The 24,679-nt window shown below is 69.7% G+C and carries 19 protein-coding genes; 13 read left to right on the top strand and 6 right to left on the bottom strand.

The features are described from left to right. Window positions 1–289 precede the first annotated feature (289 nt). Genes EZE58_RS12945 through EZE58_RS12930 form a run of 4 tightly spaced genes read left to right on the top strand, consistent with a single transcriptional unit; the run spans window position 290 to window position 4,782 of the window. The gene (locus EZE58_RS12945; RefSeq protein ID WP_167560694.1) at window positions 290–1,555 is read left to right on the top strand and encodes a glycosyltransferase; all 1,266 of its coding nucleotides are present in this window, start codon (window positions 290–292) and stop codon (window positions 1,553–1,555) included. Beyond that, the gene (locus EZE58_RS12940) at window positions 1,552–2,760 is read left to right on the top strand and encodes a glycosyltransferase (protein WP_063250400.1); all 1,209 of its coding nucleotides are present in this window, start codon (window positions 1,552–1,554) and stop codon (window positions 2,758–2,760) included. The genes EZE58_RS12945 and EZE58_RS12940 overlap by 4 nt, the downstream gene beginning before the upstream one ends. After that, window positions 2,757–3,857, top strand: coding sequence for a glycosyltransferase (locus EZE58_RS12935; protein WP_063250401.1), 1,101 nt, complete (start codon window positions 2,757–2,759; stop codon window positions 3,855–3,857). Before EZE58_RS12940 ends, EZE58_RS12935 begins: the two co-directional genes overlap by 4 nt. After that, window positions 3,847–4,782: a galactosyltransferase-related protein gene (locus EZE58_RS12930; RefSeq protein ID WP_095375105.1), complete on the top strand. Its 936-nt coding sequence runs from the start codon at window positions 3,847–3,849 to the stop codon at window positions 4,780–4,782. The genes EZE58_RS12935 and EZE58_RS12930 overlap by 11 nt, the downstream gene beginning before the upstream one ends. Window positions 4,783–4,812: 30 nt before the next feature. Here the strand turns inward: EZE58_RS12930 and EZE58_RS12925 are convergent, their stop codons facing one another. The 4 genes from EZE58_RS12925 to EZE58_RS12910 form a co-directional block, all read right to left on the bottom strand. Further along, window positions 4,813–5,463: a response regulator transcription factor gene (locus EZE58_RS12925; protein WP_063250403.1), complete on the bottom strand. Its 651-nt coding sequence runs from the start codon at window positions 5,461–5,463 to the stop codon at window positions 4,813–4,815. Continuing rightward, a complete protein-coding gene (locus EZE58_RS12920; protein WP_167560692.1) occupies window positions 5,460–6,824 on the bottom strand; it encodes a histidine kinase in 1,365 nt (454 codons plus the stop codon). Before EZE58_RS12920 ends, EZE58_RS12925 begins: the two co-directional genes overlap by 4 nt. A gap of 70 nt (window positions 6,825–6,894) precedes the next feature. Next, window positions 6,895–7,431, bottom strand: coding sequence for a hypothetical protein (locus EZE58_RS12915; protein ID WP_167560690.1), 537 nt, complete (start codon window positions 7,429–7,431; stop codon window positions 6,895–6,897). Between the two features lie 129 nt (window positions 7,432–7,560). Beyond that, entirely contained in the window at window positions 7,561–8,547 is a 987-nt protein-coding gene (locus EZE58_RS12910; protein WP_167560688.1) for a LysR family transcriptional regulator, read from the bottom strand. Between the two features lie 77 nt (window positions 8,548–8,624). On the opposite strand from EZE58_RS12910, the gene EZE58_RS12905 reads away from it, so the two are divergent. Then, entirely contained in the window at window positions 8,625–10,382 is a 1,758-nt protein-coding gene (locus tag EZE58_RS12905; protein ID WP_167560686.1) for an FAD-binding protein, read from the top strand. Window positions 10,383–10,418: 36 nt separating this feature from the next. On the opposite strand, the gene EZE58_RS12900 is transcribed toward EZE58_RS12905, so the two are convergent. Beyond that, entirely contained in the window at window positions 10,419–11,360 is a 942-nt protein-coding gene (locus EZE58_RS12900) for an AraC family transcriptional regulator (protein ID WP_082834972.1), read from the bottom strand. A 151-nt stretch (window positions 11,361–11,511) separates the two neighbouring features. Between EZE58_RS12900 and EZE58_RS12895 the strand changes: the two genes are divergently transcribed. The 8 genes from EZE58_RS12895 to EZE58_RS12860 all read left to right on the top strand — a co-directional run bounded on the left by EZE58_RS12895 (window position 11,512) and on the right by EZE58_RS12860 (window position 23,065). Then, window positions 11,512–13,281 (top strand): bifunctional 3-(3-hydroxy-phenyl)propionate/3-hydroxycinnamic acid hydroxylase, encoded by a 1,770-nt coding sequence (locus tag EZE58_RS12895; protein WP_167560684.1) that lies wholly within the window; start codon window positions 11,512–11,514, stop codon window positions 13,279–13,281. Next, window positions 13,278–14,408, top strand: a complete 1,131-nt coding sequence (locus EZE58_RS12890) for a dipeptidyl aminopeptidase (RefSeq protein ID WP_167560682.1) — start codon at window positions 13,278–13,280, stop codon at window positions 14,406–14,408. Before EZE58_RS12895 ends, EZE58_RS12890 begins: the two co-directional genes overlap by 4 nt. Before the next feature lie 294 nt (window positions 14,409–14,702). Beyond that, window positions 14,703–14,924 (top strand): hypothetical protein, encoded by a 222-nt coding sequence (locus tag EZE58_RS12885; protein ID WP_167560680.1) that lies wholly within the window; start codon window positions 14,703–14,705, stop codon window positions 14,922–14,924. After that, window positions 14,921–16,591 carry a potassium-transporting ATPase subunit KdpA gene (gene kdpA, locus EZE58_RS12880; RefSeq protein ID WP_167560678.1) on the top strand — a complete coding sequence of 557 codons (1,671 nt, stop codon included), beginning with the start codon at window positions 14,921–14,923 and terminating at the stop codon, window positions 16,589–16,591. The genes EZE58_RS12885 and kdpA overlap by 4 nt, the downstream gene beginning before the upstream one ends. A 1-nt stretch (window position 16,592) precedes the next feature. Then, the gene (gene kdpB / locus EZE58_RS12875; RefSeq protein ID WP_009377319.1) at window positions 16,593–18,755 is read left to right on the top strand and encodes a potassium-transporting ATPase subunit KdpB; all 2,163 of its coding nucleotides are present in this window, start codon (window positions 16,593–16,595) and stop codon (window positions 18,753–18,755) included. 121 nt (window positions 18,756–18,876) lie between these two features. Continuing rightward, window positions 18,877–19,470 carry a potassium-transporting ATPase subunit KdpC gene (kdpC, locus tag EZE58_RS12870; RefSeq protein ID WP_009377317.1) on the top strand — a complete coding sequence of 198 codons (594 nt, stop codon included), beginning with the start codon at window positions 18,877–18,879 and terminating at the stop codon, window positions 19,468–19,470. Next, window positions 19,470–22,388, top strand: a complete 2,919-nt coding sequence (locus tag EZE58_RS12865) for a DUF4118 domain-containing protein (RefSeq protein ID WP_063250410.1) — start codon at window positions 19,470–19,472, stop codon at window positions 22,386–22,388. The genes kdpC and EZE58_RS12865 overlap by 1 nt, the downstream gene beginning before the upstream one ends. Beyond that, a complete protein-coding gene (locus EZE58_RS12860) occupies window positions 22,385–23,065 on the top strand; it encodes a response regulator (protein WP_009377314.1) in 681 nt (226 codons plus the stop codon). The genes EZE58_RS12865 and EZE58_RS12860 overlap by 4 nt, the downstream gene beginning before the upstream one ends. 182 nt (window positions 23,066–23,247) lie before the next feature. On the opposite strand, the gene EZE58_RS12855 is transcribed toward EZE58_RS12860, so the two are convergent. Beyond that, on the bottom strand, window positions 23,248–24,486 hold the full coding sequence (locus tag EZE58_RS12855) for an MFS transporter (protein WP_040341563.1): 1,239 nt from the start codon (window positions 24,484–24,486) through the stop codon (window positions 23,248–23,250). Window positions 24,487–24,679: the final 193 nt, after the last annotated feature.

The raw sequence follows: 24,679 nt of genomic DNA, 5'->3' as shown, positions 1-24,679 counted from the left end.
GGATGGTGCGGTGACCTGTGCCACGCAGTCTAGCCGCCAGGGCGCGACAGGTCAGCCGGCCGCGATGACGGCATCCGATCAAATAGCCCCTATCACTTGTTTACATCGTAAGGTAATGTTCGATCGGCAGGGTGTGTTGCTGCTCGTCCGTGCGCTGCCGCAAGTACGTGCATTGCCGCTTCTGCATGCGGGGACGACGGCCTGAGCACTGAGAAGACTGTGAGCGCCGAGGAGACGGGACCGGCCGTTCTCAGCGTTCCGACCATGACGATTCGACGGAGGTGACAGGGTGACAGCGGAGAGGATCAGAGCGATCTCCCTTCCCGCCGATCACCCCTACGTTCTCGCGATCACGGACCCGACGGCGGTCGAGATCCTGCCCGCGCCGGGTGACGGATCCTCCGGTGCCGACGCCGTCGTCGAACAGTTCCTCATCGAGGCGTGGGACGAGGACCAGGCAGCGGACGCCGATCTCGTCCACGTTCACTTCGGCTTCGAACTCGTTCCTCTGTCCGCACTCGAGCGATTCGTCGCAGCCCTCGACAGGCTCGGACTGCCGCTCGTCCTCACGGTCCACGACCTCGAGAATCCGCAGCTGCCCGAGCATGCCCAGGACGACTTCGCTCGCCGACTCGAGGTCCTCCTCCGGCATGCCGTCCGTGTCATCACCCTCACCGAGGGCGCACGTGCGGAGATCATCCGGCGGTGGTCACGCGAGGTGTCCGTTGTGCCGCACCCGCCGCTGGGCTCCGACGTCGCCGAGGCTGTGGTGGCGAGCACTCAACCGCCCGGCGCGCCCGTCGCGAACCGTCCGTCGTCGCCCGGCGCGCCCGTCGCGGCGCGGCAACCGTTCGCCGCACGGCGACCGTTCGCCGCGCGGCGACCGTACACTGCCGGAATCCTCCTCAAGGATGCCCGCCCGTCGCTTGATCTCGCGGCGATCGCCGCCCTCGCCCGGGCCCTCGGGACCGATCCTCTCCGCAATGATGACTGGCGGCTCACCGTGATCCGGCGACCGACCGTGCGCGCCGGTCGGGAATCCGAGGTCGCCGAGCTCAAGCGCCTGCTCGACCGGTCCGAATCCGCCGACGTCGAGGTCTGGGCGTCGATGTCGGATCGCGAACTCGAGGACTGGCTCGCCCGTCTCGATGTCCTCGTCCTGCCCTACCGGCACGGAACTCACTCAGGGCTGCTCGATCTGGCCAACGACCTCGGCACGCGGGTCCTCTACGCCGAGGTCGGCCATCTCGCCGATCAGCGGCCCGGGACGAACCTCGGCGTGGACTTCCATGATGCCGACTCGCTGCGCGCTGGCCTGCACGCGATCGCCGAGGCGCCGCCGCTGCCACCCCGCTCCCGTGAGGACGGACTCCGCCTGCTCGCCGAGGTCCGTGACGCGCACACACGGCTCTACCGGTCGGTCGCGGCGAGACGGGCGAAGACGCCAGCCGCGGCTCCGGCAGTGACGCCGCCAACTGCGACACCGCCAGCCACTGCGGCAACTGCAACGACACCGGCAACGCCCTCACCCGCTGACACGGCAGGTGCCCGGTGAACCGGCCGCTGCGCATCCTCGTCATCGCCGACTACCGCTACCCGTTGCGCGAACCGCTGCGCGGCGGGCTCGAGACGCACGAGTGGAACCTCGTGCGGGAGCTGCGGCGGCGCGGCCACGACGTCACCCTCGCAGCGAAGGAGGGCTCCGACTTCCTCGAGAACTCGCCGCCGGCCCTCGTCTACCCCGAGCTGCCATGGCCGCTGAGCGCTCCCCGATCGGATGCGCACCTGCCCGACGAGGTCGCCGCTCACCAGGCCGCGTGCCTCCACACCGTCATGGACCACCTCGCGGTCGAGGGGCGAGGGTTCGACGTCGTCCACAACCATGCCGTGAGCACCGTCCCCCTCACCCGAGCGGCCGAGATCCCGGTGCCGCTGTTCACAACCCTCCACACCCCGCCGCGGATGGACCTCGTCGACGTCATCGACTCCGCCGGAGCGGAGCGGGTCTTCACCGTCTCCCGGTACGCCCAGTCCTCGTGGGCGAACGCCGGAGTCGCCACCGACGTCGTCACCAACGGTGCGGACGCGACGGTCTGGCCGCTGGGCGCGGGCGGCCCCGGCCTGTGCTGGTTCGGGCGGATCGTGCCCGAGAAGTACCCGCACCTCGCTGTCGACGTCGCCACCCGCATCGGGGTGCCGCTGCGGATCATCGGTCCGATCGGCGACCCCGACTACTTCGACGCCTACGTCGCCCCCGCGATCGCGCGCTCCCATGGACTCGTCGACTACCTCGGGTGCCTCAGCCAGCGGGAGACCGCCGAGGTCGTCGGCGCCTCCGCTGCCACCGTCGTCACCCCGATGTGGAACGAGCCGTTCGGCCAGGTCGTCATCGAATCCCTGTTCTGCGGCACCCCCGTCGTCGCACTCGAGCGTGGTGCCTTCGCCGACCTCTACTCCGACGTCGACGGCGTCACCCTCGTCCCCGCGGCCCGCGCCGACGACGAGGTCCTCGACGACCTCGCCGAGGCGACCCGCCGTGTGCTCACCGCGAGCAGTTCCGGCGCGGTCGGCACCGCTCGCGCGAGGATCCGAGACCACGCCGTGTCCCGGTTCAGCGTCGGGGCGTGCGCCGAGGTCCTCCTCGACCGGTTCACCGCCGCCGTGGCCGCGCGCACCCCTGACCTCGGAACCGTCGGGCCCGATCGCGAGGGCTCCCGCCTCGGCGCCTCCCGGCTGGCGCGGACCGGAGGCGCCGGGTGATCGGCTGGTACGTCCACCACCACGGGCACGGGCATCTGCGGCGGATGACCGCGGTCGTCCCCCACCTCGACGACGACGTCGTCGTCTTCTCGAGCCTGCCCCGGCCGCAGCGGCTGCCGCGCTCGCGCACGAGTGACGTGGAGTGGATCGAGCTCGAGGCGGACACGCCCCCGCACGGGGAGCCCGCCGACCCGACCGCCGGTGGGCACCTCCATTGGGTGCCGACGAACGCTCCCGGTCACCGGCGAAGGATGGTCAGGATCGCCGAGGCGGCACCGCGTCTCTCGGGCATGGTCGTCGACGTCTCGGCTGAGGTCGTCCTCCTCTCCCGTCTCCTCGGCGTGCCGGTGACGGTCATCGCGCAGGCTGGAGAGCGCACCGACGCCGCGCACCGGCAGGCCTACGCGCTCGCCGACGCACTCCTCGTCCCCCTGCCGGCACCGCAGGCCGCCGATGACGCGGTCTATGCCCGGGCTCTGCCGCACACGGTCAGGCATGCGGCGAAGACGACGTTCGTCGGCGGGATCTCCGCATCCGCGCCCACCGACGACAGCACCGAAGCGGCCGGCGGCAGCACCGCTCCGACCGATGACAGCACCACTCCGACCGATGGCAGCGCCGAGGCGGGTGAAGGTCGACGCTTCCTCCTCCTCGGATCGCGCGGCGGAACGAGCCTCGGAGCCTCGACGTTCGAGCGGCTGCGGGAGAGGAGTCGCCATGACTGGAGCGCGATCGGACTCGATGTGCAGTCGTGGACCTCTGACGTCCATGCCGCGCTGAGGTCCTCGGCGCTCGTGCTCAGCAATGCCGGTCTCGGTGCGATCGCTGACATCATGGCCGCGCGCAGCCCCGCGATCTTCGTCCCTCAGACCAGGCCCTTCGACGAGCAGGTCGCCAACGGCCTCCTCCTGCAGGCGCTCGGGTTCCCCGTGCGCGACCGACTCGAGATCGGGGAGCCTTTCGACGCGGAGGTCGACGCCGTCTCCCGGTGTGACTTCCCATGGGAGGCCTGGCAGACCGAGGGGGCACCCGGCCGGGCCGCCGACGTCATCCATCGGGTGTGCGCGAGTTCCGGAGGTCTGACCCATGTCGTCTGAGCGGACCGTGGTCATCAGCCTCGCCTCACCCGACCGCTTCGACCGGATCCGGAGTCAGCACGCGGAACTCCGGCGCCTCCACCCCGACCGCATCGACGACGGCAGTCTCCGCCATGTCGTGTGCCTGCTCTCCCCCGGAGCCTCCGCGGAATCCGTCCTCGCCGATCATGCAGGCGCGCTGCCGGCGACGATCGACACCACCGCCGCCGACGCGACGGGCGGGAAGGTCAGACTCGGAGCGGCACGGAACGCCGGAGCCGCCGCCGCAGTCGAGCTCGGCGCCACGCTGCTCGTCTTCCTCGACGCCGACTGCCTGCCGGCAGAGCGCCTCCTCGAACGCTACGAGGAAGCTGCCGGGACTGTCGAGCGCGCTGCGGCCGGGCGCGACGGCACTGCGACCCGTCGGCTCCTCCTCGGGCCGGTCACCTACCTCACGGAGGAGGAGACGGAAGGGCTGGCCGCCTCGGCGCCGGTCATCCCACACCCTCACCCCGCTCGACCCGATCCGAACGATGGCGAGGTCGTCGACGTCGACCCGGACGCGACGGCAGACGGACCGGGCGCTCCCGATCCGTTCGCCCTCTTCTGGTCGCTGTCGTTCGCGTGCCGTCCCGAGGTCTTCGCCCGGATCGGCGGATTCGACGAGACCTACGCCGGATACGGGGGCGAGGACACCGACTTCGCGTTCGCTGCCAGGAGGGCCGGGGTGGGACTGCGCTGGGTCGGCGGCGCGCACGCCTTCCACCGGTACCACCCGGTGAGCTCCCCACCCGTCGAACACGTCGCCGACATCGTCGCCAATGCGCGGATCTTCTTCGACCGGTGGAGGATATGGCCGATGGAGGGGTGGCTGCACGCCTTCCGCGACCTCGGCCTCGTCACCTTCGATGCCCGTTCCGGATGGCGTCTGACGGCAGAGGGCTGAGCACACTCCATCGCAGGGCCTCGACCTCGATCAGCTCTCGGGCGGGCGATCCTCCCCGTGGGCGAGGGCGATCGCGTCCTGTCGCCGGCTCACCCCGAGCTTCGCGAAGAGGGCGTTGATGTGGGACTTCACAGTCGAGACGCCGAGGAAGAGGCGCTCGGCGATCTCGGGGTTCGATGCGCCTTCGGCCATGAGGTTGAGGACCTCGGCCTCCCTCGCGGTGAGCTCGGGGAACCGGTCGCGCACCGAGGCCGGGCGCGCCTCCGGGAGGCCGGCGACGACCCGTCCGGCGATGCGGGTGTCCAACGGAGTGCCGCCCACGGCCGTCGCACGGATGGCGGCGACCATCTCCTCACGACCGGCGTCCTTCGTCAGATAGCCTGCGGCACCGGCCCGCAGCGCCGAGTCGATGCTCGCGTCGTCGGCGAAGGTTGTGAGCACGAGGACTCGGATGTCGGGACGGCTCTGCGTCAACTGTGCGGTCGCCTCGGCCCCGCTGAGGCCGGGCATGCGCAGGTCCATGAGGACGACGTCCGGCTCGAGTTCCGCGGCGAGGGCGATGGCCTCGGTTCCGTTGCGGGCTTCGCCGATGACCTCGATGCCGTCGGTGAGGGAGAGGACGACGACGATGCCGTCGCGGACGAGGGCCTGGTCGTCGGCGACGAGCACCGTGATGCTCATCGGTCGGCCCTCGATGGTGTGACGGGTGAGGTCGTGGAGTGATCCGCATCGGTCGGGGGCACCACCGGCACCCATGCCTCGGCGACGAAGGTTCGCCCGCCGACGAGGCGCCCCTCCGCGCCGCCGCCGAGAGCCTCGCAGCGTTCGCGCATGCCGAGCAGTCCGAACCCGCCGGTGCCTGTTCCCGCCGCGGGGACCGAGGAGCGCGGCATCGCCGCACGCATCTCCGAAGTGCCCTCGACAAGGTTGCGGGCGCTGACGCGCACGATGGGAACGGGAGGCGCCTCGGCGCCGGCAGGGCCGGGTCCGTGGCCCGCGCCCGAATCGAGAGAGGCGTCCGCGAACCTCATCTCGAGGGTCACCGCCTGCCCGGGCGCATGGCGCCGGGCATTGGTAAGCATCTCCTGGACGGCGCGGAGCAGGGCCTCGACCCCTTCCGGGCTGAGCCTGGCGAGCACCGCCTGCGGTCGGTTCGGAAGGATCGTGAGCACCTCGGCGCCGCTGTCACGATGAGCGCGCAGCAGCTCGGCGACGCCGTCGAGCAGGTCCTGGCGCGGCTGCTCCCTCAGGGCTGCCACCGCCCGGCGGGATTCGGCGAGACCGTCGGCGGCGAGCCCTCGCGCCCGGTCGATGCGGGCGTCGAGTCCCTCCCAGCGGCGGGCCTGGGCGAGCGCGGCGGCCGCGTCGAGCTGGAGCGTCAGCGCCCCCAGGGAGTGCGCGAGCACGTCGTGGAGGTCGCGGGCGATGCGGGCACGTTCGGCGAGCGCCGCGGTCGTCGCCCGCTCGCGCTGGGAGATCAGCTGCTCTTCGAGGAGCGCGCGTTCCTGGGTCTCGGCGAGGAGGCGACCGGCCCGGAGTCGGGTGAGCAGTCCCACGCCGGCGCCGACGAGCAGGTAGATGATGAGGAGTTCGGTCGGGGCGCCGACGGCGATCGCCGCTGCGAGCAGGGCGCAGGCATCGGCGACGATGGTGAGCGTGACGACGAGGACCGAGCGGTCGGAGCGGCGGACGAGTCGGGCGAGACCGGCGACGGCGAGCGGGATCATCGTCGACCCTGGGGCGAAGGCGAGGGCGCAGGCGATGACCTGGGAGACGACGAGCAGCCCCGTGCCCACCGCGTGCTGTCCGGGTGAGGCCCGGCGGTAGTCGTTCGTGGTCGCCCCGAGCATCATCTCCGCGACCCAGAGCGCCACTGCCGCCAGCGCCACTGCCCGCAGTTCGGGTACGGACACCTCCCATGCGAGGAGTGTGAAGAACCCGCCGAAGACGACGCCGAGGATGAGGGTGAGGACATCCGCGGGTCGCCATCGACTGCTCAGATTCCCGCGTTCGTCGGTGCGGCGGGACGGATCCGGCCTCATGGCCGCGATCCTACCCCACCACCGAACGGGCGAGACTGCGCACGCGAATGCGGTCCGGACCTCGGTCGGCTCACGGGCGAGGAGGGTCGCGGCGGACCGGCGCCCCGGCATCGACTCCGCCGCTCAGCTGGTGAGCGGCACGCCGGGCGGCGATGCGGGTGCTCGTCAGCCGGGCGAGGCCGATCGAGATGAGGAGCAGTCCGGTGGCGGTGGCCATCTCCGGGGAGATCACGGCAGCCAGCCCGAGATCCATGCCGATGCGCACGGCGATGAAGCCGAGCCAGAGGGCGACACCGAGCCATCCTCCGCGCATTCGGACTTCACCGTCCGGGCCGGTCGAGACCTCCGCGAACCGCCCCATCACCCATCCGCCGGCGAGCGAGACGGCGACGATGAGGACGATGGCGGTCACGGCCGATGCCCAGGTGAGGTCGGCGTCTCCGAGCTGGAGGGGCAGGGTCATCGTGCCGAGGACGATGACGATGACGGCGACGCGCACCATCCGGGACAGCCGCCGCCAGCTGAGCTGCCGGTAGAGGATGAGGGCGAGGACAACGAGGGCGAGCAGCACGTTGGCGATCGGGATCCACGGGGCATCGAGAGTCACGGTTGGTCTCCAGAGTGAGGGGGATCGCCGGGTGCGATCCGCTGCTCCCATCCTTCGTCGAGGTCGTGCCGACGCGAACCACCCGCGGGTGGAGATCCGGGTGGAGACCGCTCACCCGACCCCGTCGCCCTATCCCTCGAGCCGTACGTACCGAGAGAGCTCCGAGTCCGCCGAGGCGAGTGCCCAGGCCGTGCTCAGCACCGTCCTCTCCATCGCCGAGGCGGCCGCAGTCGGCCGTACGTCCGCGCGCTGGGCGAGGCTGACGGTGCGCGAGAGCCCGGGGTCGACGAGGCGGACCGAGCGCAGCCGTGGCCGGTCGACGAGGACCATCGCGGGGACGATGGCGATCCCGAGTCCGCGTTCGACGAAGCGGATCGCCGCATCCATCTCGACCCCTGCGACGACGACGTCGGGGGTGAGTCCCGCCGCCTCGAACGCCGCCGAGGTGGCTTCCCGGAGGTCGTAGCCGTGGTGGAAGACGACCTGGGGGCGGCGGGCCACCTCGGCGAGGGTGATCGTGTCCCCGAGGGCTGGCGCGGATGCCGAGCCCGTATCCGCGGTTCCGGGTGCGTCGACCGCCTCCGGTGCGTCGGCGGCGGCGATGACGACGAGGTCTTCGCGCAGCACCTCCTGCATGTGCAGGCGCGGGGTCATCGCCCCGAGGTCGAAGGTCCGGGTGATGAGCGCGAGGTCGAGCTGCCCGGCCCCGAGGGCCTCGACGAGTTCGCGCGAGCCCTTCTCCATGACCTCGAGTTCGATGCCGGGATGCTCGGCGTGGAAGCGGCTGAGCGCCTCGGCGACGAGGCTCACGCACAGGGTCGGAGTCGCCCCGAGACGGACCCGACCCTGCCGCAGACCGGCGAGTTCGTCCATGTCGAGGCGGATCGCCTCGGCGTCGGCGAGCATCCTCCGCGCGGTCGGCAGCAGCGCCTCACCGGCCGCGGTGAGGGTGATGTGGCCGCGGGCGCGATGGAAGAGCTCGGCCCCGAGCTCCTTCTCCAGGGTCGAGATCTGCCGGGACAGGGAGGGCTGCGCGAGATGGAGGGTCGCGGCGGCCTTCGTGAAGTGCCCGGTGTCGGCGACCTCGACGAAGCTTGCGAGCTGTTCGAGATTCATGACCATAGTCTATTGCTATTGTGTTGAGTCAAACAATGCATTGGACGTATCGTGTAGGCGATCCTAACGTGGAAGGCATGAGCAGAACACAGGGCAACGCCCGCACCAGAGAACACGCTCTCTCGACCTCCGTCCTCGTCATCGGCACTGGCGGCTCCGGTCTCCGGGCGGCCATCGAGGTCGCCGAATCCGGCGTCGACGTCATCGCCGTGGGCAAGCGGCCGAAGGACGACGCCCACACCTCCCTCGCCGCCGGCGGCATCAACGCCGCTCTCGCGACGATGGACCCCGAGGACTCGTGGCAGCAGCACGCCGCGGACACGATCAAGGAATCCTACGACCTCGCCAACCCGCGCACCGTCGAGATCGTCACCCAGGGTGCCGAGCAGGGCATCGCCGACCTCGAGCGCTACGGGATGGACTTCGCGAAGGAGGACGACGGCCGGATCTCGCAGCGCTTCTTCGGCGCTCACACATGGCGGCGGACCGCCTTCGCCGGCGACTACACGGGCCTGGAGATCCAGCGCGCCCTCATCCATCGCTCCGCCGAGCTCGACATCCCGATCCTCGACACCGTCTACATCACGAAGCTGCTCACCGCCGACGGTCGGATCTTCGGCGCCTACGGCTTCGACCTCGTCGACGGCACCCGCTACCGCATCCACGCCGACGCCGTCATCCTCGCCGCCGGCGGTCACAACCGGATCTGGCGCCGCACATCCTCACGCCGCGATGAGAACACCGGCGATTCCTTCCGCCTCGCCGTCGAAGCCGGAGGCCGCCTGCGCGACGCCGAACTCGTCCAGTTCCACCCCTCGGGCATCCTCGAACCCGAGAACGCAGCGGGCACGCTCGTCTCCGAAGCCGCCCGCGGTGAGGGCGGCATCCTCCGCAACGCCCTCGGCGAGCGGTTCATGGAGCGCTACGATCCCGAGCGGATGGAACTGTCCACCCGCGACCGGGTCGCGCTCGCCGCGTACACGGAGATCGCCGAGGGCCGGGGCACGGAGAACGGCGGGGTCTGGCTCGACGTCTCCCACCTGCCGCGCGAGACGATCATGTCCCGGCTCCCGCGCGTCTACCAGACGCTCATGGAGACCCAGATGCTCGACATCACGAAGGATCCGATCGAGATCGCTCCGACCGCGCACTATTCGATGGGCGGGGTGTGGGTCGATCCCGTCGACCACAGCACCGACGTCGAGGGACTGTGGGCGATCGGCGAGGCCTCGTCCGGCCTCCACGGGGCCAACCGCCTCGGCGGCAATTCCCTTATCGAACTCCTCGTCTTCGGCCGGATCGTCGGGCAGTCGGCGATCGCCTACTCCGATGAGCTCGAGGCTCAGGTGCGCTCGCAGGAGTCCCTCGCCGAGGCGCGGGCGGAGATCGATGACCTGCTCGCCTCCGATGGGGCGGAGAACGTCCGGGCCCTGCAGCGCGAGGTCCGCAACCTCATGACCGAGCACGCCGGCGTCGTCCGGGACGAGGCCGGACTGCTCGCGGGACTCGAGAAGCTCGCGGCGATCGAAGCGCGGATGGCAGACGTCGGCATCCACCCCGACATCGCCGGCTACTCCGATCTCGCGCACGCCTTCGACCTCAGATCCTCGGTGCTCGCGGCCCGCGCGACCCTTGAGTCCGCGCTCGAGCGGCGGGAGACCCGCGGCTGCCACAACCGCAGCGACTACCCCGAGCTCGACCCTGAGCTCACCGTCAACCTCGTGTGGTCGCCTGCGACCGGAGTCGTCCGCGAGACGATCCCGGCCGTCGACCCCGAGGTCGCAGCGCTCATGCACTCCGGGGAGATCAGCGTCGAGGGCAAACTCGTCGAGTGAGGCGGACGCGTCCGGGCGTTCTGTCGTCCGGGCGCCCTAGCGTTGCGCGCGCGTCTGTGAGGGCAGCTCACCGAAGAGACGGCGGTAGGCAGCGGCGAACCGTGACGGGTGAGAGAAGCCCCACCGGAAGGCGATGTCGCTCATCGTCTCGTCTCCGCTGAGGATGTCGGATCGGGCCGCGTGGAGTCGCTGACGCTGCAGGTGCTCGACGGGTGAGGTGCCCAGCTCCTCTCGGAACGCGCGTTGGAGGGTGCGCACGCTCAGTCCCGCCGCCTCGGCGATCTCGGTCACCGTCACTGGTTCGCCGAGGTGGTCGGCGATGAAGTCGAGCGCCCTGCGCACCCGCTTCGGCGTCGTCGACCAGTCCGATTCCTTCGTGGACTCTCCGGCAAGGTCCGGGTGGCCGACGACGAGCTGGGTGAGGAGAAGATCCTCGATCGTAGGCGTGAGCAGCGGAGCCACGGCCTGACCGGCACGGCCGTCGGCGACGAGGCCCTCGAGCACCCCGAGCCACGTGCCGAACCCTGCACTCAGCGGCAGGGCGTGGGAGCGGAAGCGCATCGGAGAGCGACCAGCCGCTGGTCGCAGGGTCTCGCTGTGGGCCCGGAGCACCGACTCGTCTATGCGCAGGTGGATCTGGTCGTAGTCGGGCTGCAGGGCCATGCGGACTCTGGCCTGCGGAACGAGGATCGCGGCCGTGCCGGAAGCGGTGACCGGGACGGTCTCCGCTCCGATCGCGATCTCGGCCCCGCCTCGGCGAGCGACGACGACGTCGATGTAGTCGGCGTGTTCGGGGATGTCGACCTCCGCGTCGGTGCCCAGGGAGAACTGGACGAGGCTGAGTCGTCCGAGACGCATCGACCAGACATCGGGCACGAAGCATCGATGGTCGATCTCGAACAGCCGGTGTGGGCTGAGCGATCGACCGACGAAGCGTTCGAACTCGTCGACGCTTCCTGGCCTCATCACCCCGGTCATGCCCCCACGATAGCCGCCGACCGCGGACTGCGGAACGGGCAAGAAGTCATGTCGCTTATCGGATGCTCGTGTCGCGAATCGCGTCGCCGCGCGCGGGTCTGCCTCCTACCGTGATGGGACCGATCTCGATCTCAGTCACGAAGGAGTGCCCATGATCGCCGCCACCCCTGACCCCACGGAACGCAGTTCCCTCCCCGCAGAGAGCATCCCCCGCCCATGCGGCGACCTTGCCTCATCCGACACCTACGACGTCATCGTCGTCGGATACGGACCATCGGGGCTCGTCCTCGCCTCGGCGCTGGGCCGACGCGGCCACCGCGTCCTCGCCGTCGAACGGTGGGCGTCCCTCTACGGCCTGCCCCGGCTCACTCATATCGACGGCGAAGTCGCCCGCATCATCCAGAACGTCGGCGACGTCGATCGGGCCCTCCAGGGCAGCGAACCGGCGAGCGAGTACATCTGGCGCAACGGGGAAGGCGAGACGCTGCTCACGGTCGACTGGTCGGGGGAGTCCTCGGGCTACGCGGCGCACTACACGATGTACCAGCCCGACATCGAGGATGCGATCGACGCCGACATCCGTGGCCAGGACACCGTCGACGTCCTCCAGGGCTGGCAGGCGGTGCACCTGAGCCAGGACTCGGACGAAGTGACCCTGCGCATCCGTCCGTGGTCGAAGGACCGACAGGGACAGACCGGTCAGCCCGGAGACGGATCCGATGGCACGCACCCGGATGACCGCACCGTCACGGCGAGGTACATCGTCGGCGCTGACGGCGCCAACAGCTTCGTGCGCACGAGCCTCGGCATCGAGCGCGACGACCTCGAATCGAACGATGTGTGGCTCAACCTCGACACGGAGAAGCTGCGCGAGCTGCCCGAGCGCTTCGCCGTGAGCACCCAGTTCTGCGACCCAGTCCGGCCGAACATGTTCATGCCCATCGGGGCTCGTCGCCACCGCTTCGAGGTCGCCGTCCTCCCAGGTGAGAGCCTGGAGGAGGCGGCGACGGAGGAGTACGCGTGGCGGTGGTTCCGCGAGCGTCACGGCCTCGGTCCCGACGACGTGCGCATCCTCCGCCAGATCGTCTACGTCTTCTCCGCCCGGACCGCGCAGCGGTGGCGCGAGGGGCGGGCGTTCCTCATCGGCGACGCCGCCCACACCATGCCGCCCTACATGGGGCAGGGCGCGTGCTCGGGCATGCGCGACGGACTCACCCTCGCGTGGAAGCTCGACCTTGTCCTCCGCGGTTTCGCCGACGACGCCTTCCTTGACACGTACGAAGCCGAACGCCGCCCCCACGTCGCCGTCATCCAGGCCACCAGTGTCGCCCTCGGTGAGATCGCCAACCTCCGCGACGTCGATGCGGCGAAGGCCCGCGACGAGGCGTTCCGCACTGGAACCGCGCCCCCACCGCCGCCGTTCCCGACGATCGACGCCGGGTATCTCGCGCCCGGTGAGCAGCCGTTCGCCGGCACGCTCTCCCCTCAGGGAGTCATCACGAAGGACTGGCGGACAGGGCTCTTCGACGACATCATCGGCAACCGGATCAACCTTGTCACCTCGGGTGATCCCGCATCCGTGCTCTCGCGGTCGCAGTTCGATCGCCTCGCCGAGGTAGGGGTGGACATCGTCTCGACACGGCCGGGAAATCCGTGGTCCGTCACCGATGACAACGGCACGTACCGCGACTATTTCGCCGCGATCGGCGCCGAGGCGTATGTCGCCCGGCCCGACTTCGTCGTGTTCGGCACGGGGTCGATGGCCGAGGTGCCCGGCCTCGTCGATGAACTGCTCGGTCAGCTGCGGGGCGCGCGGGCCTGGCGTGAACAGGCCCTGGGTGCGCAGACTCCGCGCGTGCCAACCCCACGTGCTCAGAACTCTGAGACCGCCGGGGCAGAGGCGACAGTGGTGTCGGCATGACGGGAGAACTGTTCACGGGCAGGAAGCCGTACGTTGTCGCCGAGCCTGACCCTCAGACCGATCCGCACGCGGAGCTCGACGCCCACTGGCGGGCGATGCCGGTGCAGAGACTCCTCGACGGCGGCGTCCTCTACGGCGACGTCAGCCGCCTCCGGGCAGCCACCGATGAGGGGGTCGGCTGGGACGAGACTCTCGAGCACCTCGGCGAGGTGCAGCTCGACCGAGGTCGCGACGCGGCGGCACGGGGGAACGACCTCACCGCGATCCGTGCCTACCGCGCTGCCGCGGCGGACTTCCTCTTCGCGCAGATGCCGGTGCCCGACGGCCGCCGCAAGCGTGGACTCTATGCCCAGGCTCGCGCCGCGCTCACCGCGATCACGGAGATCCCCGGGTCCGGACTCAGCCGCGTCGAAGCGAGCTTCGGCGACGGGGTGCTCGTCGGGTGGCTGCGCACGCCCGTCGACCCGCTGGCGAGCGTCATCGTCTTCGGCGGGCAGAGCGGTTGGGGTGCGACGTACTACCGGATGAGCGACGCGCTCGCCGCCCGCGGCATCGCCACCCTCATGGCCGAGGGCCCGGGGCAGGGGGAGAGCCGTCTCGTCTCCGGCATCCACCTCGACTGCGATGTCCCGGCCGCGTTCAGCCGCTTCGTCGACGTCCTCGGCACCCACCCCGACCTCGCGGGTGCACCCATCGGGATCTGGGGCAACAGCCTCGGCGGGACCTTCGCCGCACTCACCGCAGCAGCCGACCACAGGATCACGGCGACCGTCGTCAACGGGGGGTTTGCAACCCCGCGCCTCCTGCCGTTCCGAACCTTCCGGGAGCAGGCGGCGGCGATGCTCGGCAGCGACGATGAAGCTGCCCTCGAGGCGAATTTCGCCCGTCTCGCGTTCGACCCCGGGTCGCAGACGATCGCCGGGGCTCTCCTTGTCGTCCACGGCGGGGCTGACCCCATTGTCGAAAAGGAGGATCAGACGCCGTTCCTCGACGCCTGCGGCGATGCGCTGCTCGTCGAATGGCCCGGCGGCGATCACACGATCTACAACGACAGCGACGAACGCACCGACGTCGTCGCCGACTGGCTGGCCGACCGCCTCGTCCCTCCCGTTTCCGGTGACGAGTGAGCTGCATTCCCATTCGGTGGTCACCGCGCCGAGGTGGTCGGGCCGAAATCGCGTCCCCGACCTCGGGGGAGTGACCACCGAATCCGACCGCCTCGGGGGAGTGACCACTGAATGGGCTGCTGTGGGGGCGACCGCCTCATCGGGGTGTCAAAAGTGCGTTAGGAGGTGTTAAGACCGCGTTAGGATCCGGGTCCGTGACCTCGGGAGACGTGTGTGATGGGGGAGTACCGCACAGCGGCGCACCGCGCCGTCGTGCACTGACCCACCCGCATGAGAAGAACGAGGCCACACCGTATGGACGCTCCTTTCGCCGATCTCCTCTACCTGCTGCTCGCCGTCGCGACTGTCGCTGGGCTCGCCGCCCTGGCGAAGGTCTTCGAGAAGGTCACCGCTGAGAGCGCGACGACCGCGCGCATCACCGACCCGAGCAGCACCCCCGGCACGACGCCCGGAACCACCGGCAGCACTCCCGGCACCCCCACCACCCCGGACACGAGCGGGGAGGCACGCGCATGACCTGGTTCACCGGCATCACGCAGATCCTCCTCGTCCTCACCGTCCTCGCCGCCGTCCATGTGCCCTTCGGCAACTACATGGCAGGCGTCTTCCTCTCGACGAAGGACACGAAGGCCGAGCGGCTCTTCTACCGTCTCACCGGCGTCGACTCCTCATCCGAGCAGCGGTGGAAGACCTACTTCCTCTCCGTTCTCGGGTTCTCCCTCGTCTCGATACTCGTCCTCTACGGCCTCATGCGGCTCCAGGAGTTCCTGCCCCTGTCCAACGGCAAGCCCGCCGTCACCGCCGATCAGGCGTTCAACACGGCGGTCTCGTTCGTCACGAACACGAACTGGCAGTCGTACTCCGGTGAGGCGACGATGGGCTACCTCGTCCAGATGGCCGGCCTCGCCGTGCAGAACTTCGTCTCCGCCGCCGTCGGCATCGCCGTCGCCGTCGCCCTCATCCGCGGGGTCATGCGGCAGCGCTCGCTCTTCATCGGCAACTTCTGGGTCGACCTCACCCGCACCGTCCTCCGCATCCTCCTGCCGGTCTCGGTGGTCTTCGCACTCATCTACATCGGCTTCGGCGTCATCGAGAATCTCACCCCGGACCAGGTCGTCCAGACCGTGGCCGGCGGATCACAGGTGACGCAGACGATCCCGGGCGGACCGAACGCGAGCCAGGAGGTCATCAAGCACCTCGGCACGAACGGCGGCGGCTTCTTCAACGCGAACTCCGCCCACCCGCTCTCGGCACCGAGCCCGCTCATCAACCTCGCCAACATCTTCCTCATCCTCCTCATCCCCTCCGCCCTGCCGCGCACCTTCGGCGTCATGGTCGGCAGCCGCAGGCACGGATGGGCGATCCTCGGCGCGATGGCCTCGTTCTTCGTCCTCTCCCTCGTCGCCGTCATCCTCACCGAGACGACGCTGTCCACGCCGGCCACCGATGCGGCCGGAGCCGCGATGGAAGGCAGGGAGACCCGCTTCGGCGTCATCACCTCCGCGTTCTTCGCCGTCTCGACGACCCTGACCTCGACGGGTGCTGTCGACTCGTTCCACTCGAACTACTCCGGCCTCGGCGGCGGCGTCCTCATGCTCAATATGATGCTCGGCGAGATCGCCCCCGGCGGCGTCGGCTCCGGCCTCTACGGCATGCTCGTCGTCGCCGTCCTCGCCGTCTTCATCTGCGGCCTCATGGTCGGCCGGACACCGGAGTTCCTCGGCAAGAAGATCGGACGCACGGAGATCACGCTCGCCTCCGCCGTCATCCTCATCACCCCGACCCTCGTGCTCACCGGCACCGCGGTCGCGACGATGTGGCCGAACGCCGCGGACTCGATCCTCAATGCCGACAGCCCCCACGGTCTGTCCGAGATCCTCTACGCGTTCACCTCGGCGGCGAACAACAACGGATCCGCGTTCGCCGGACTCAACGCGAACACCCCGTTCTTCAACACTGCCCTGGGACTCGCGATGCTCATCGGCCGGTTCGGTCCGATCTGTGCGGTCCTTGCGCTCGCCGGTGCGTTCGCCGCCCAACCCTCCACCGAGGCGACCCCAGGCACCCTGCCCACCCACCGACCCCTGTTCGTCGGGGTCACCGTCGGCACCGGACTCATCGTCAGCGCCCTGACGTTCCTGCCCGTCCTCGCCCTCGGCCCGATCAACGAAGGACTCCTCTGATATGCGCACCGACACCAAGGCCTCCAAGCTCACCAGCAGCCCGACGCCCTCCCGCCTCGTCGAGGACACTCCGACGACGCCGTCCGGCACAGGACACCGACCCGAACCCACCGACCGGCCGACGAGCACCGGCCACTCGATCACGGTTACGGCGCTCACCCAGGCCGTGCTCCTCGGGCTGAAGAAGTTCGACCCCAGGGTCGCGTGGCGCAACCCGGTGATGTTCCTCGTCGAGATCGGCGCGGTCGTCACCCTCGTCCTCGCGATCACCGGCCCCACCCCGTTCACGTGGGCGATCAGCATCTGGCTGTTCCTCACCTGCGTCTTCGCCAACACCGCCGAGGCGCTCGCCGAGGGCCGCGGCAAAGCGCAGGCCGACTCCCTGCGGGCGACCCGGGTGACGGCGAACGCGACCCGGATCCTCGACAAGGGGCAGCGGGAGACCGTCCCCGCCTCCCAGCTGCGCGCCGGGGACCGCGTCCTCGTCACCGCCGGTGAGGTCATCCCCGGCGACGGCGACGTCATCGAGGGCGCAGCCACCGTCGACGAATCGGCGATCACCGGTGAGTCCGCCCCGGTCATCCGCGAGGCCGGCGGCGACCGGTGTGCCGTGACCGGAGGGACGAAGGTCCTCTCCGACGAGATCACGGTCTCGATCACCGCGAGCCCCGGCGAATCCTTCCTCGACAAGATGATCGCGATGGTCGAAGGCGCGAGCCGCCAGAAGACCCCGAACGAGGTCGCCCTCGGCGTCTTCCTCTCCGTCCTCACCCTCATCTTCATCCTCGTCGTCGCCACCCTCGCCCCGATCGCGGCGTTCTCCGGCGCCCCGCAGTCCCTCACCGTCCTCATCGCCCTCCTCGTCTGCCTCATCCCGACGACGATCGGCGCGCTGCTCTCGGCGATCGGCATCGCCGGCATGGACCGGCTCGTCGCCGCGAACGTCCTTGCGAAGTCCGGGCGCGCCGTCGAGGCCGCCGGCGACGTCTCGACGCTCCTGCTCGACAAGACCGGGACGATCACGATGGGCGACCGCCAGGCCACCGACTTCGTCGCCCTCGGTGGGACGACCGATGAGGAGATCGCCGAGGCGGCCCGCCTGTCCTCACTCGCCGACGAGACCCCGGAGGGCCGGTCCGTCGTCGCCCTGGCCGAAGGCGACTTCCGCATCGACGCCGCAGGTCTCGAGGCCTTCCCGACCGCCGAGTTCATCCCGTTCTCCGCCCGCACCCGCCTCTCCGGCATCATCCTTCCCGGTGAGAAGGGAGTCGGGTCGCGCATGATCGTCAAGGGGGCGGCCCGTGAGGTCATCGCGTGGGCGATCGACCGGGGTGCCGACATCCCCGCCGAGGCGAGCGCCGAGGTCGAGCGCATCAACACCGGTGGAGGCACCGCCCTCCTCGTCGCCGAGGCGATCGAGGACTCCTCCGCCCGGGTGCTTGGGGTCATCGACCTCCGCGACATCGTCAAGCCGGGCATGGCCGATCGCTTCGCCCAGCTGCGGGAGATGGGCATCCGCACGGTGATGATCACCGGCGACAACGAGCTCACGGCCCGCTCGATCGCCCGGGAGGCCGGGGTCGATGATTACCTCGCCGAGGCGACCCCGGAGGACAAGCTCGCCCTCATCAAGTCCGAGCAGGCCGGGGGCCGGATGGTCGCGATGACCGGTGACGGGACGAACGATGCGCCCGCGCTCGCGCAGGCCGACGTCGGGGTCGCGATGAACACCGGCACCTCGGCGGCGAAGGAGGCCGGCAACCTCGTCGACCTCGATTCGGATCCGACGAAGCTCATCGACATCGTCGCCATCGGCAAGCAGCTGCTCATCACCCGAGGGGCGCTGACGACGTTCTCGATCGCCAACGACGTCGCGAAGTACTTCGCGATCGTGCCCGCGATGTTCCTCCTCGCGTTCCCCGGACTCGGCGCGCTCAACATCATGGGCCTGCACAGTCCGGAGTCGGCGATCCTCTCCGCGGTGATCTTCAACGCCCTCATCATCGTCGCCCTCATCCCCGTCGCCCTGCGCGGGGTGCGGTTCGCCACGACGAGCGCGGCGAGCCTGCTGCGGCGCAACCTGCTCATCTTCGGACTCGGCGGGCTCATCGTCCCCTTCATCGGGATCAAACTCATCGACCTCGTCATCAGCCCGTTCCTCTGACCGGCCACCACAACCCCGTCCGCGGCGGCCGGGTCTCACGTCGCCGCGGCGCCCCTCCCGGGCCCATCACCCACTCCGGGCCCCTCGGCCCTCCGCCCACCTCACTCAGACAGGACAGACCATGCTCATCCGCCAGGCCCTCACCGGGCTCAAAGCCCTCCTCGTCTTCACCCTCCTCCTCGGCCTCGCCTACCCGCTGACGATGGTCCTCATCGCCCAGGTCGTGCCCACCCAGGACTCGACGATCCGCAACGCCGACGGCAAGGTCGTCGGCTCCGCGCTCATGGCGCAGCCGGTCACCGGCGACGACTGGTTCTACCCGCGCCCCTCGGCCGGCGACTACGACGGGCTCGCCTCGGGCGCGTCGAACCTCGCCGCGACCAACCCCGAACTCGTCGCGGCGATCACCGCCCGCCGCACCGAGATCGCCGAGCGGGAGGACGTCGATCCGGCGAGGATTCCCGCAGACGCGGTGACCGCCTCGGCGTCGGGTCTCGATCCGGAAATCAGTCCTGAGTATGCTCGACTGCAGATCGATCGGGTCGCCCGGGAGACGGGACTGAGCAGGGAGGAAGTGACGACGATGGTCGAGAGGAACACGAAGCAGCCGATCCTCGGCTTCATCGGCGAACCCCGGGTCAACGTCGTCACGCTCAACAACGACCTGCAGAATACCCCCGGCACCGCCGTCGACGTCGCGGATCCCGAGAACTGATGGGCTCACCTCGGCGGGGGAAGCTCACGGTCTTCCTCGGGTACGCACCCGGAGTCGGCAAGACCGTGGCGATGCTCGAAGCCGCCGCTGGGGCCAAGAGCGCCGGTCGCGACGTCGTCGTCGGCATCGTCGAGGACCACGGGCGCGCCCACACCGCGGCACTCGCGCAGGGGTTCGAGACCCTGCCGCGCGCCCAGGTGCCCTACCAGGGGCGGACCTTCGAGGAACTCGACGCCGAGGCGGTGCTCACCCGAGCGCCCGAGCTCGTCGTCATCGACGAACTCGCCCACACGAACGTCCCCGGCTCCGGTGACCGGGAGAAGCGGTGGGAGGACGTCGCGGCGATCCTCACTGCCGGGATCGACGTGTTCACGACGGTCAACATCCAGCACCTCGAATCCTTGGGCGACGTCGTCGGCTCGATCATCGGCCGCGTCCAGCACGAACGCGTCCCCGACCCGTTCCTCCGCACCGCCGACGAGGTCGAGCTCGTCGACATCTCCCCGGTCGCCCTGCGCGCCCGCCTGTCCGAGGGCAACATCTACGCCGCGGCGAAGGTCGATGCGGCGATGTCGAACTACTTCCGGCTCGGCAACCTCACCGCCCTGCGCGAACTCGCCCTCCTCTGGCTCGCGGACCGGGTCGACGAAGGCCTTGAGGAGTACCGAGATGCCAAGGGGATCCGCGACACGTGGGCCGCCCGCGACCGGATCATCGTCGCCGTCACCGGGGGTGCCGAGTCGATCACCCTCATCCGCCGCGGCCTGCGCATCGCCGGTCGGGTGGCAGGCCGGGAACTCCTCGTCGTCCATGTCGTCGAACCCGACGGCACTCGCTCGGCCACCGCCCCTGACCTCATGCGCGCCCGCGAGCTCGCCGAGGCGAACAATGCGACGTGGCACACCGTCGTCGGCGACGACGTCGCCACTGCGCTCGTCGAGTTCGCCCGCACCGTCAACGCCTCCCAGATCGTCCTCGGCGTCTCCCGCACCCCCTGGTACGGCCGGATCTTCAGCCCCGGGGTCGCGAACCGCGTCATCGCCTCCGCCGCGGACATCGACGTCCACATGGTCACCCACTCCCAAGCCGCGCGCGTGTGGCGGCCCCGCCGGGAGACCCGGCCGGGCAGTGCGATCTCGAAGCTGCGCCGGATACTGGGCTGGGTCATCGGCGCGCTCGCCCCACTCGCACTCACCGTCCTCTTCATCGCGCTCGGACCGGGAGCGGTGTCGCTGAGCATCAACTTCCTCAGCTACATCACCGTCGTCGTCATCGTCGCCCTCATCGGCGGGCTGTGGCCGGCGGTGATGACAGCCGTGCTCGGCACCGCCCTCATCAACTGGTTCTTCACCCATCCCGTCGGATCATTCACGATCGCCGAGTTCGAGAACATCCTCGCGCTCGCGATCTTCATCGCCGTGGCCGTCGCCGTCGCCACCGTCGTCGACCTCGCCGCGCGCCGCAGCCGGCAGGCCCAGGCCGCCGAACACGAGGGGTCGGTGCTCAGCGAGCTCGCCCGGTCGATGATCGCCGAAGGCGACAGCCCCGAGTCGATGGTCGAGAGCATCCGTACGACCTTCGTCCTCGATGGTGTCGCCGTGCTGAGCAAGGACGAGGCAGGGGAGTGGGCGGTGACCGCCTCGGCGGGGGAGCCGGTGACCACCCGGGCCGAGGCGACCGAGACCTTCGACCTCGACGACGACACCGCCCTCCTCCTCAAGGGCCAGCCGCTCAGCGCCGGCGAACAGCGGATCCTCGACGCCTACGCGGGGCGTCTGCTGCGGGTGCTCACGGAGTCCGAGCTCGCCGCGACCCGGTCGCAGGCCCGCGAGCTCAGCGCCGGCAACGCCGTGCGCACGGCCCTGCTCACCGCGGTCTCGCACGACCTGCGGACCCCGCTCGGGGCGATCAAGGCGGCGACATCGACGCTCATGCTCGACGGGATCGAGCTCTCCGACGCCGATGAGCGCCTCATGCTCACGACCATCGAGAACGGCACGCTGCGGCTCGAGAAGCTCATCGACAACCTCCTCGACATGAGCCGGATCCAGTCCGGTGCGGTGACGATCTCGACGTCCCCGGTCCCCGTGTCCGATCTCGTTGTCTCCGCCCTCGCCGAGGTGGGGGCCGAGAACGTCCGCACCGTGACTGCGGGCGAGCGGGGTGACGGTGGGGACGCCGAGGGTGCTGCGGCCGAGGCTGTGGTCGGGCCTGCTGGTGGCGCGGCCGCGTCGGTCGGGAACGCGGACCGGTCGAGTTCGCGCACTGTGTCGGGCCGGGGTGCCGCAGACGGTTATGGTCCCGAGATCACCGTCGACATCGACCCCGACGCGTGGGTCGACGTCGACTTCGGGCTCCTCGAGCGGGTGCTCGTCAACATCGTCGAGAACTCACTCAAGTACGGCGACGGGGCACCGCTGACGATCGACGCCTCGACCGGTGCCGAGGCCGTCTACCTCCGCATCGCCGATTCCGGACCGGGCGTGAGCGATGATGCACTCGAGACGATCTTCACCCCGTTCACCCGGCTCGATGAGTCGAACGCGAAGGGCCTGGGACTCGGCATGGCCGTCGCGCTCGGCCTGTGCCGGGCGATGGGCATCGACCTGTCCGCCGAGCACACGCCGGGAGGCGGCTTCACCGCGGTGCTCACGTTCCCGCGCTGCAGGAAGGACGATGACGCAACCTCGGCGGACGAACCCGGCGGCGAGGACGACGAATTCATCGGCGCCGCCGCGGGAACCGCCTCGGCGGACGAGCCCGGCGGCGAGGACGACGAACTCATCGGCGCCGCCGCGGGAACCGCCTCGGCGGGCGACGATGACTCGGTGAGGGCAGACGTCGGCGAGAAAGCGACCGACGACGTGGCGACGACGACCGAGGATGACCGACTGCAGGCAGGGGAGGGCCGCCGATGAAGCGGGTGCTCATCGTCGAAGACGATGCCGATATCGCCACGGCTGTGGGCATCGGCCTCCAGGCGAAGGGGCACGATGTCGTCGTCGCCGGCAGCGGACGGCGGATGAACGAGGTGCTCAGCGAGTCCGAGGTCGATGTCATCCTCCTCGATCTCGGACTGCCCGATGTCGACGGGATCGAGCTCATCTCCCAGGTGCGGCGGTGGAGCGAGGTGCCGATCGTCGTCGTCTCGGCCCGGCACGATTCGCACGGGAAGATCGCCGCCCTCGACGCCGGGGCGGACGACTATGTGACGAAGCCGTTCTCGCTCGGCGAAGTGCTCGCGAGGCTGCGGGCGATCGAGAGGCGGACGGGCCGGACGGGGGAATCAGGGGTCGTGCGCACCGCGGACGGGCGCGTCGTCGTCGACCTCGCCGCGCACCTGCTCGAGGTCGAGGGCGCGCCGGTCCATCTCACGCCGATCGAGTGGAAGATGCTCGAGGTCTTCGTCAAGCACAAGGGCGCGCTCGTCGAGGCGCAGACCCTCCTCACCGAGGTGTGGGGCCCGGAGTTCGGCAAGGAGCGGAACTATCTGCGCGTCTACATGTCGCAGCTGCGCTCGAAGCTCGAGGCCGATCCGGCGCGCCCGCAGTACCTCCACACGCAGATGGGCATCGGCTACCGCTTCACCCCGTAGGGCACGAAGCGAATTGCTGGTCACTCCGCCGAGGTGCCCTTTGATTTGCTCGTCACTCCGCCGAGGCGGCTGGGCTGATTTCGGCCGCGCCACCTCGGCGCAGTGACCAGTGATTGTCACGCCACCTCGGCGCAGTGACCAGCAAATCGCCAGGCCGGTCTCCCAAACCCGCCCGGCGCCCCTCACTCCTCGACGCGGGCCCGGCGGCGGTCCTTCTCGATGCGGACCTCGTGGCTCGACCGCGACGGGTTGAGCAGCTTGAGCAGCGAGAGCGCGAGGATCGCCCCGAGCACCGCACAGCCTGCGGGCAGGAGCATCGCGGTGTGCGCCCCGTAGTGGTCGATGAGGTTGCCGGCGATCGCCGACCCGAACGCGACGCCGAAGCCGAGCGAGGTGCCCAGCCAGGCGAAGGCCTCGGTGAGCCGCCTCGGCGGGGCGAGCTGCTGGATGACGGAGTTCGCGCCGACGAGGCTCGGGGCGATCGTGAAGCCGACGATGAAGAGGATGAGGCCGAAGGTGACCATGTCGCGGGCGAGCAGCATCGTGCACGTGCCGATCGCCAGCAGCGAGACCGTCACCCCGAAACGGTGGTGGGTCGCGGAGTTCCAGTTCCTCGCTCCGTAGATGGCACCCGAGATGAGCGATCCGAGCGCGAACGCACTGAGGAGGAAGCCGGCGAGCGACTTCACGCCCTGCTCGTCGGAGAATGCGACGGCGATGACGTCGATGGCGCCGAAGTTCACGCCGAGGAAGACGTTGACGATGATGATCGTGAAGATCCCCGGGTTGGAGAAGACGTGGCCCTTCGCCTCGGTGGACCGTTCGATCGGCGGCGGTTCGGTCGACTTCTGGATGTAGAGCAGCGCGGATCCCACACCGGCGGAGATCATCGAGAGGATAATGCCCGCGGGCGGCCACACGGCGGTTGCGAGCACCGTGGCGAGCACCGGTCCGGAGACGAAGAGCAGCTCGTCGGCGACGGATTCCCAGGAGAACGCCGTCTGCAGCTGGTTCGGCGAGTTCACGAGGTGCGACCAGCGCGACCGCACGAGCGATCCGACGGAGCCGACGGTGGCGCCGCCGATGCCGGCGAAGACGAAGGTGAGACCGACCCACCAGTCGAGGTAGACGGAGACGATGAGGAGGGTGAGCGCGATGAGGTGCGTGATGACGATGGGCACCATGACCTTCGCCTGGCCACGACGGTCGACGAGGCGCGCAATCCCGGGACCTGCAAGGGCTTGGACGATCATGTACACGGCGGCGACGATGCCTGCCAGGCCGTACGAACCGGTGACGCCTTGGATGAAGAGGACGATCCCGAGTCCGAGGACGGCGATCGGCATCCGTGCGACAAGACCTGCCAAGGAGAACTTGAGAGCACCGGGAAGCGACAGAATTTCCCGATAGTTTGTGAACATCAGACGAGTCTAACTCTGCCCTTGCAGCCCGCAACCGCGGATCCCGCAGGTTGAGTGGCATCTCACCCTGTGATCTCACCGGGATCCGTCGCCGTTCCGTCCTCTTCCGTTGGATCCTCCTGTTCTCGGTGCGGAATCCGTGCCCGTCGCCGTGGGTCGTCATCCCCTCGCCGAGGTGGTCCTCCGACCGGCA

The sequence above is a fragment of the Brevibacterium sp. LS14 genome, from assembly GCF_012027885.1.
Taxonomy (GTDB): Bacteria; Actinomycetota; Actinomycetes; order Actinomycetales; family Brevibacteriaceae; genus Brevibacterium; species Brevibacterium casei.
This window is presented reverse-complemented; position numbering and strand designations above follow the sequence as displayed.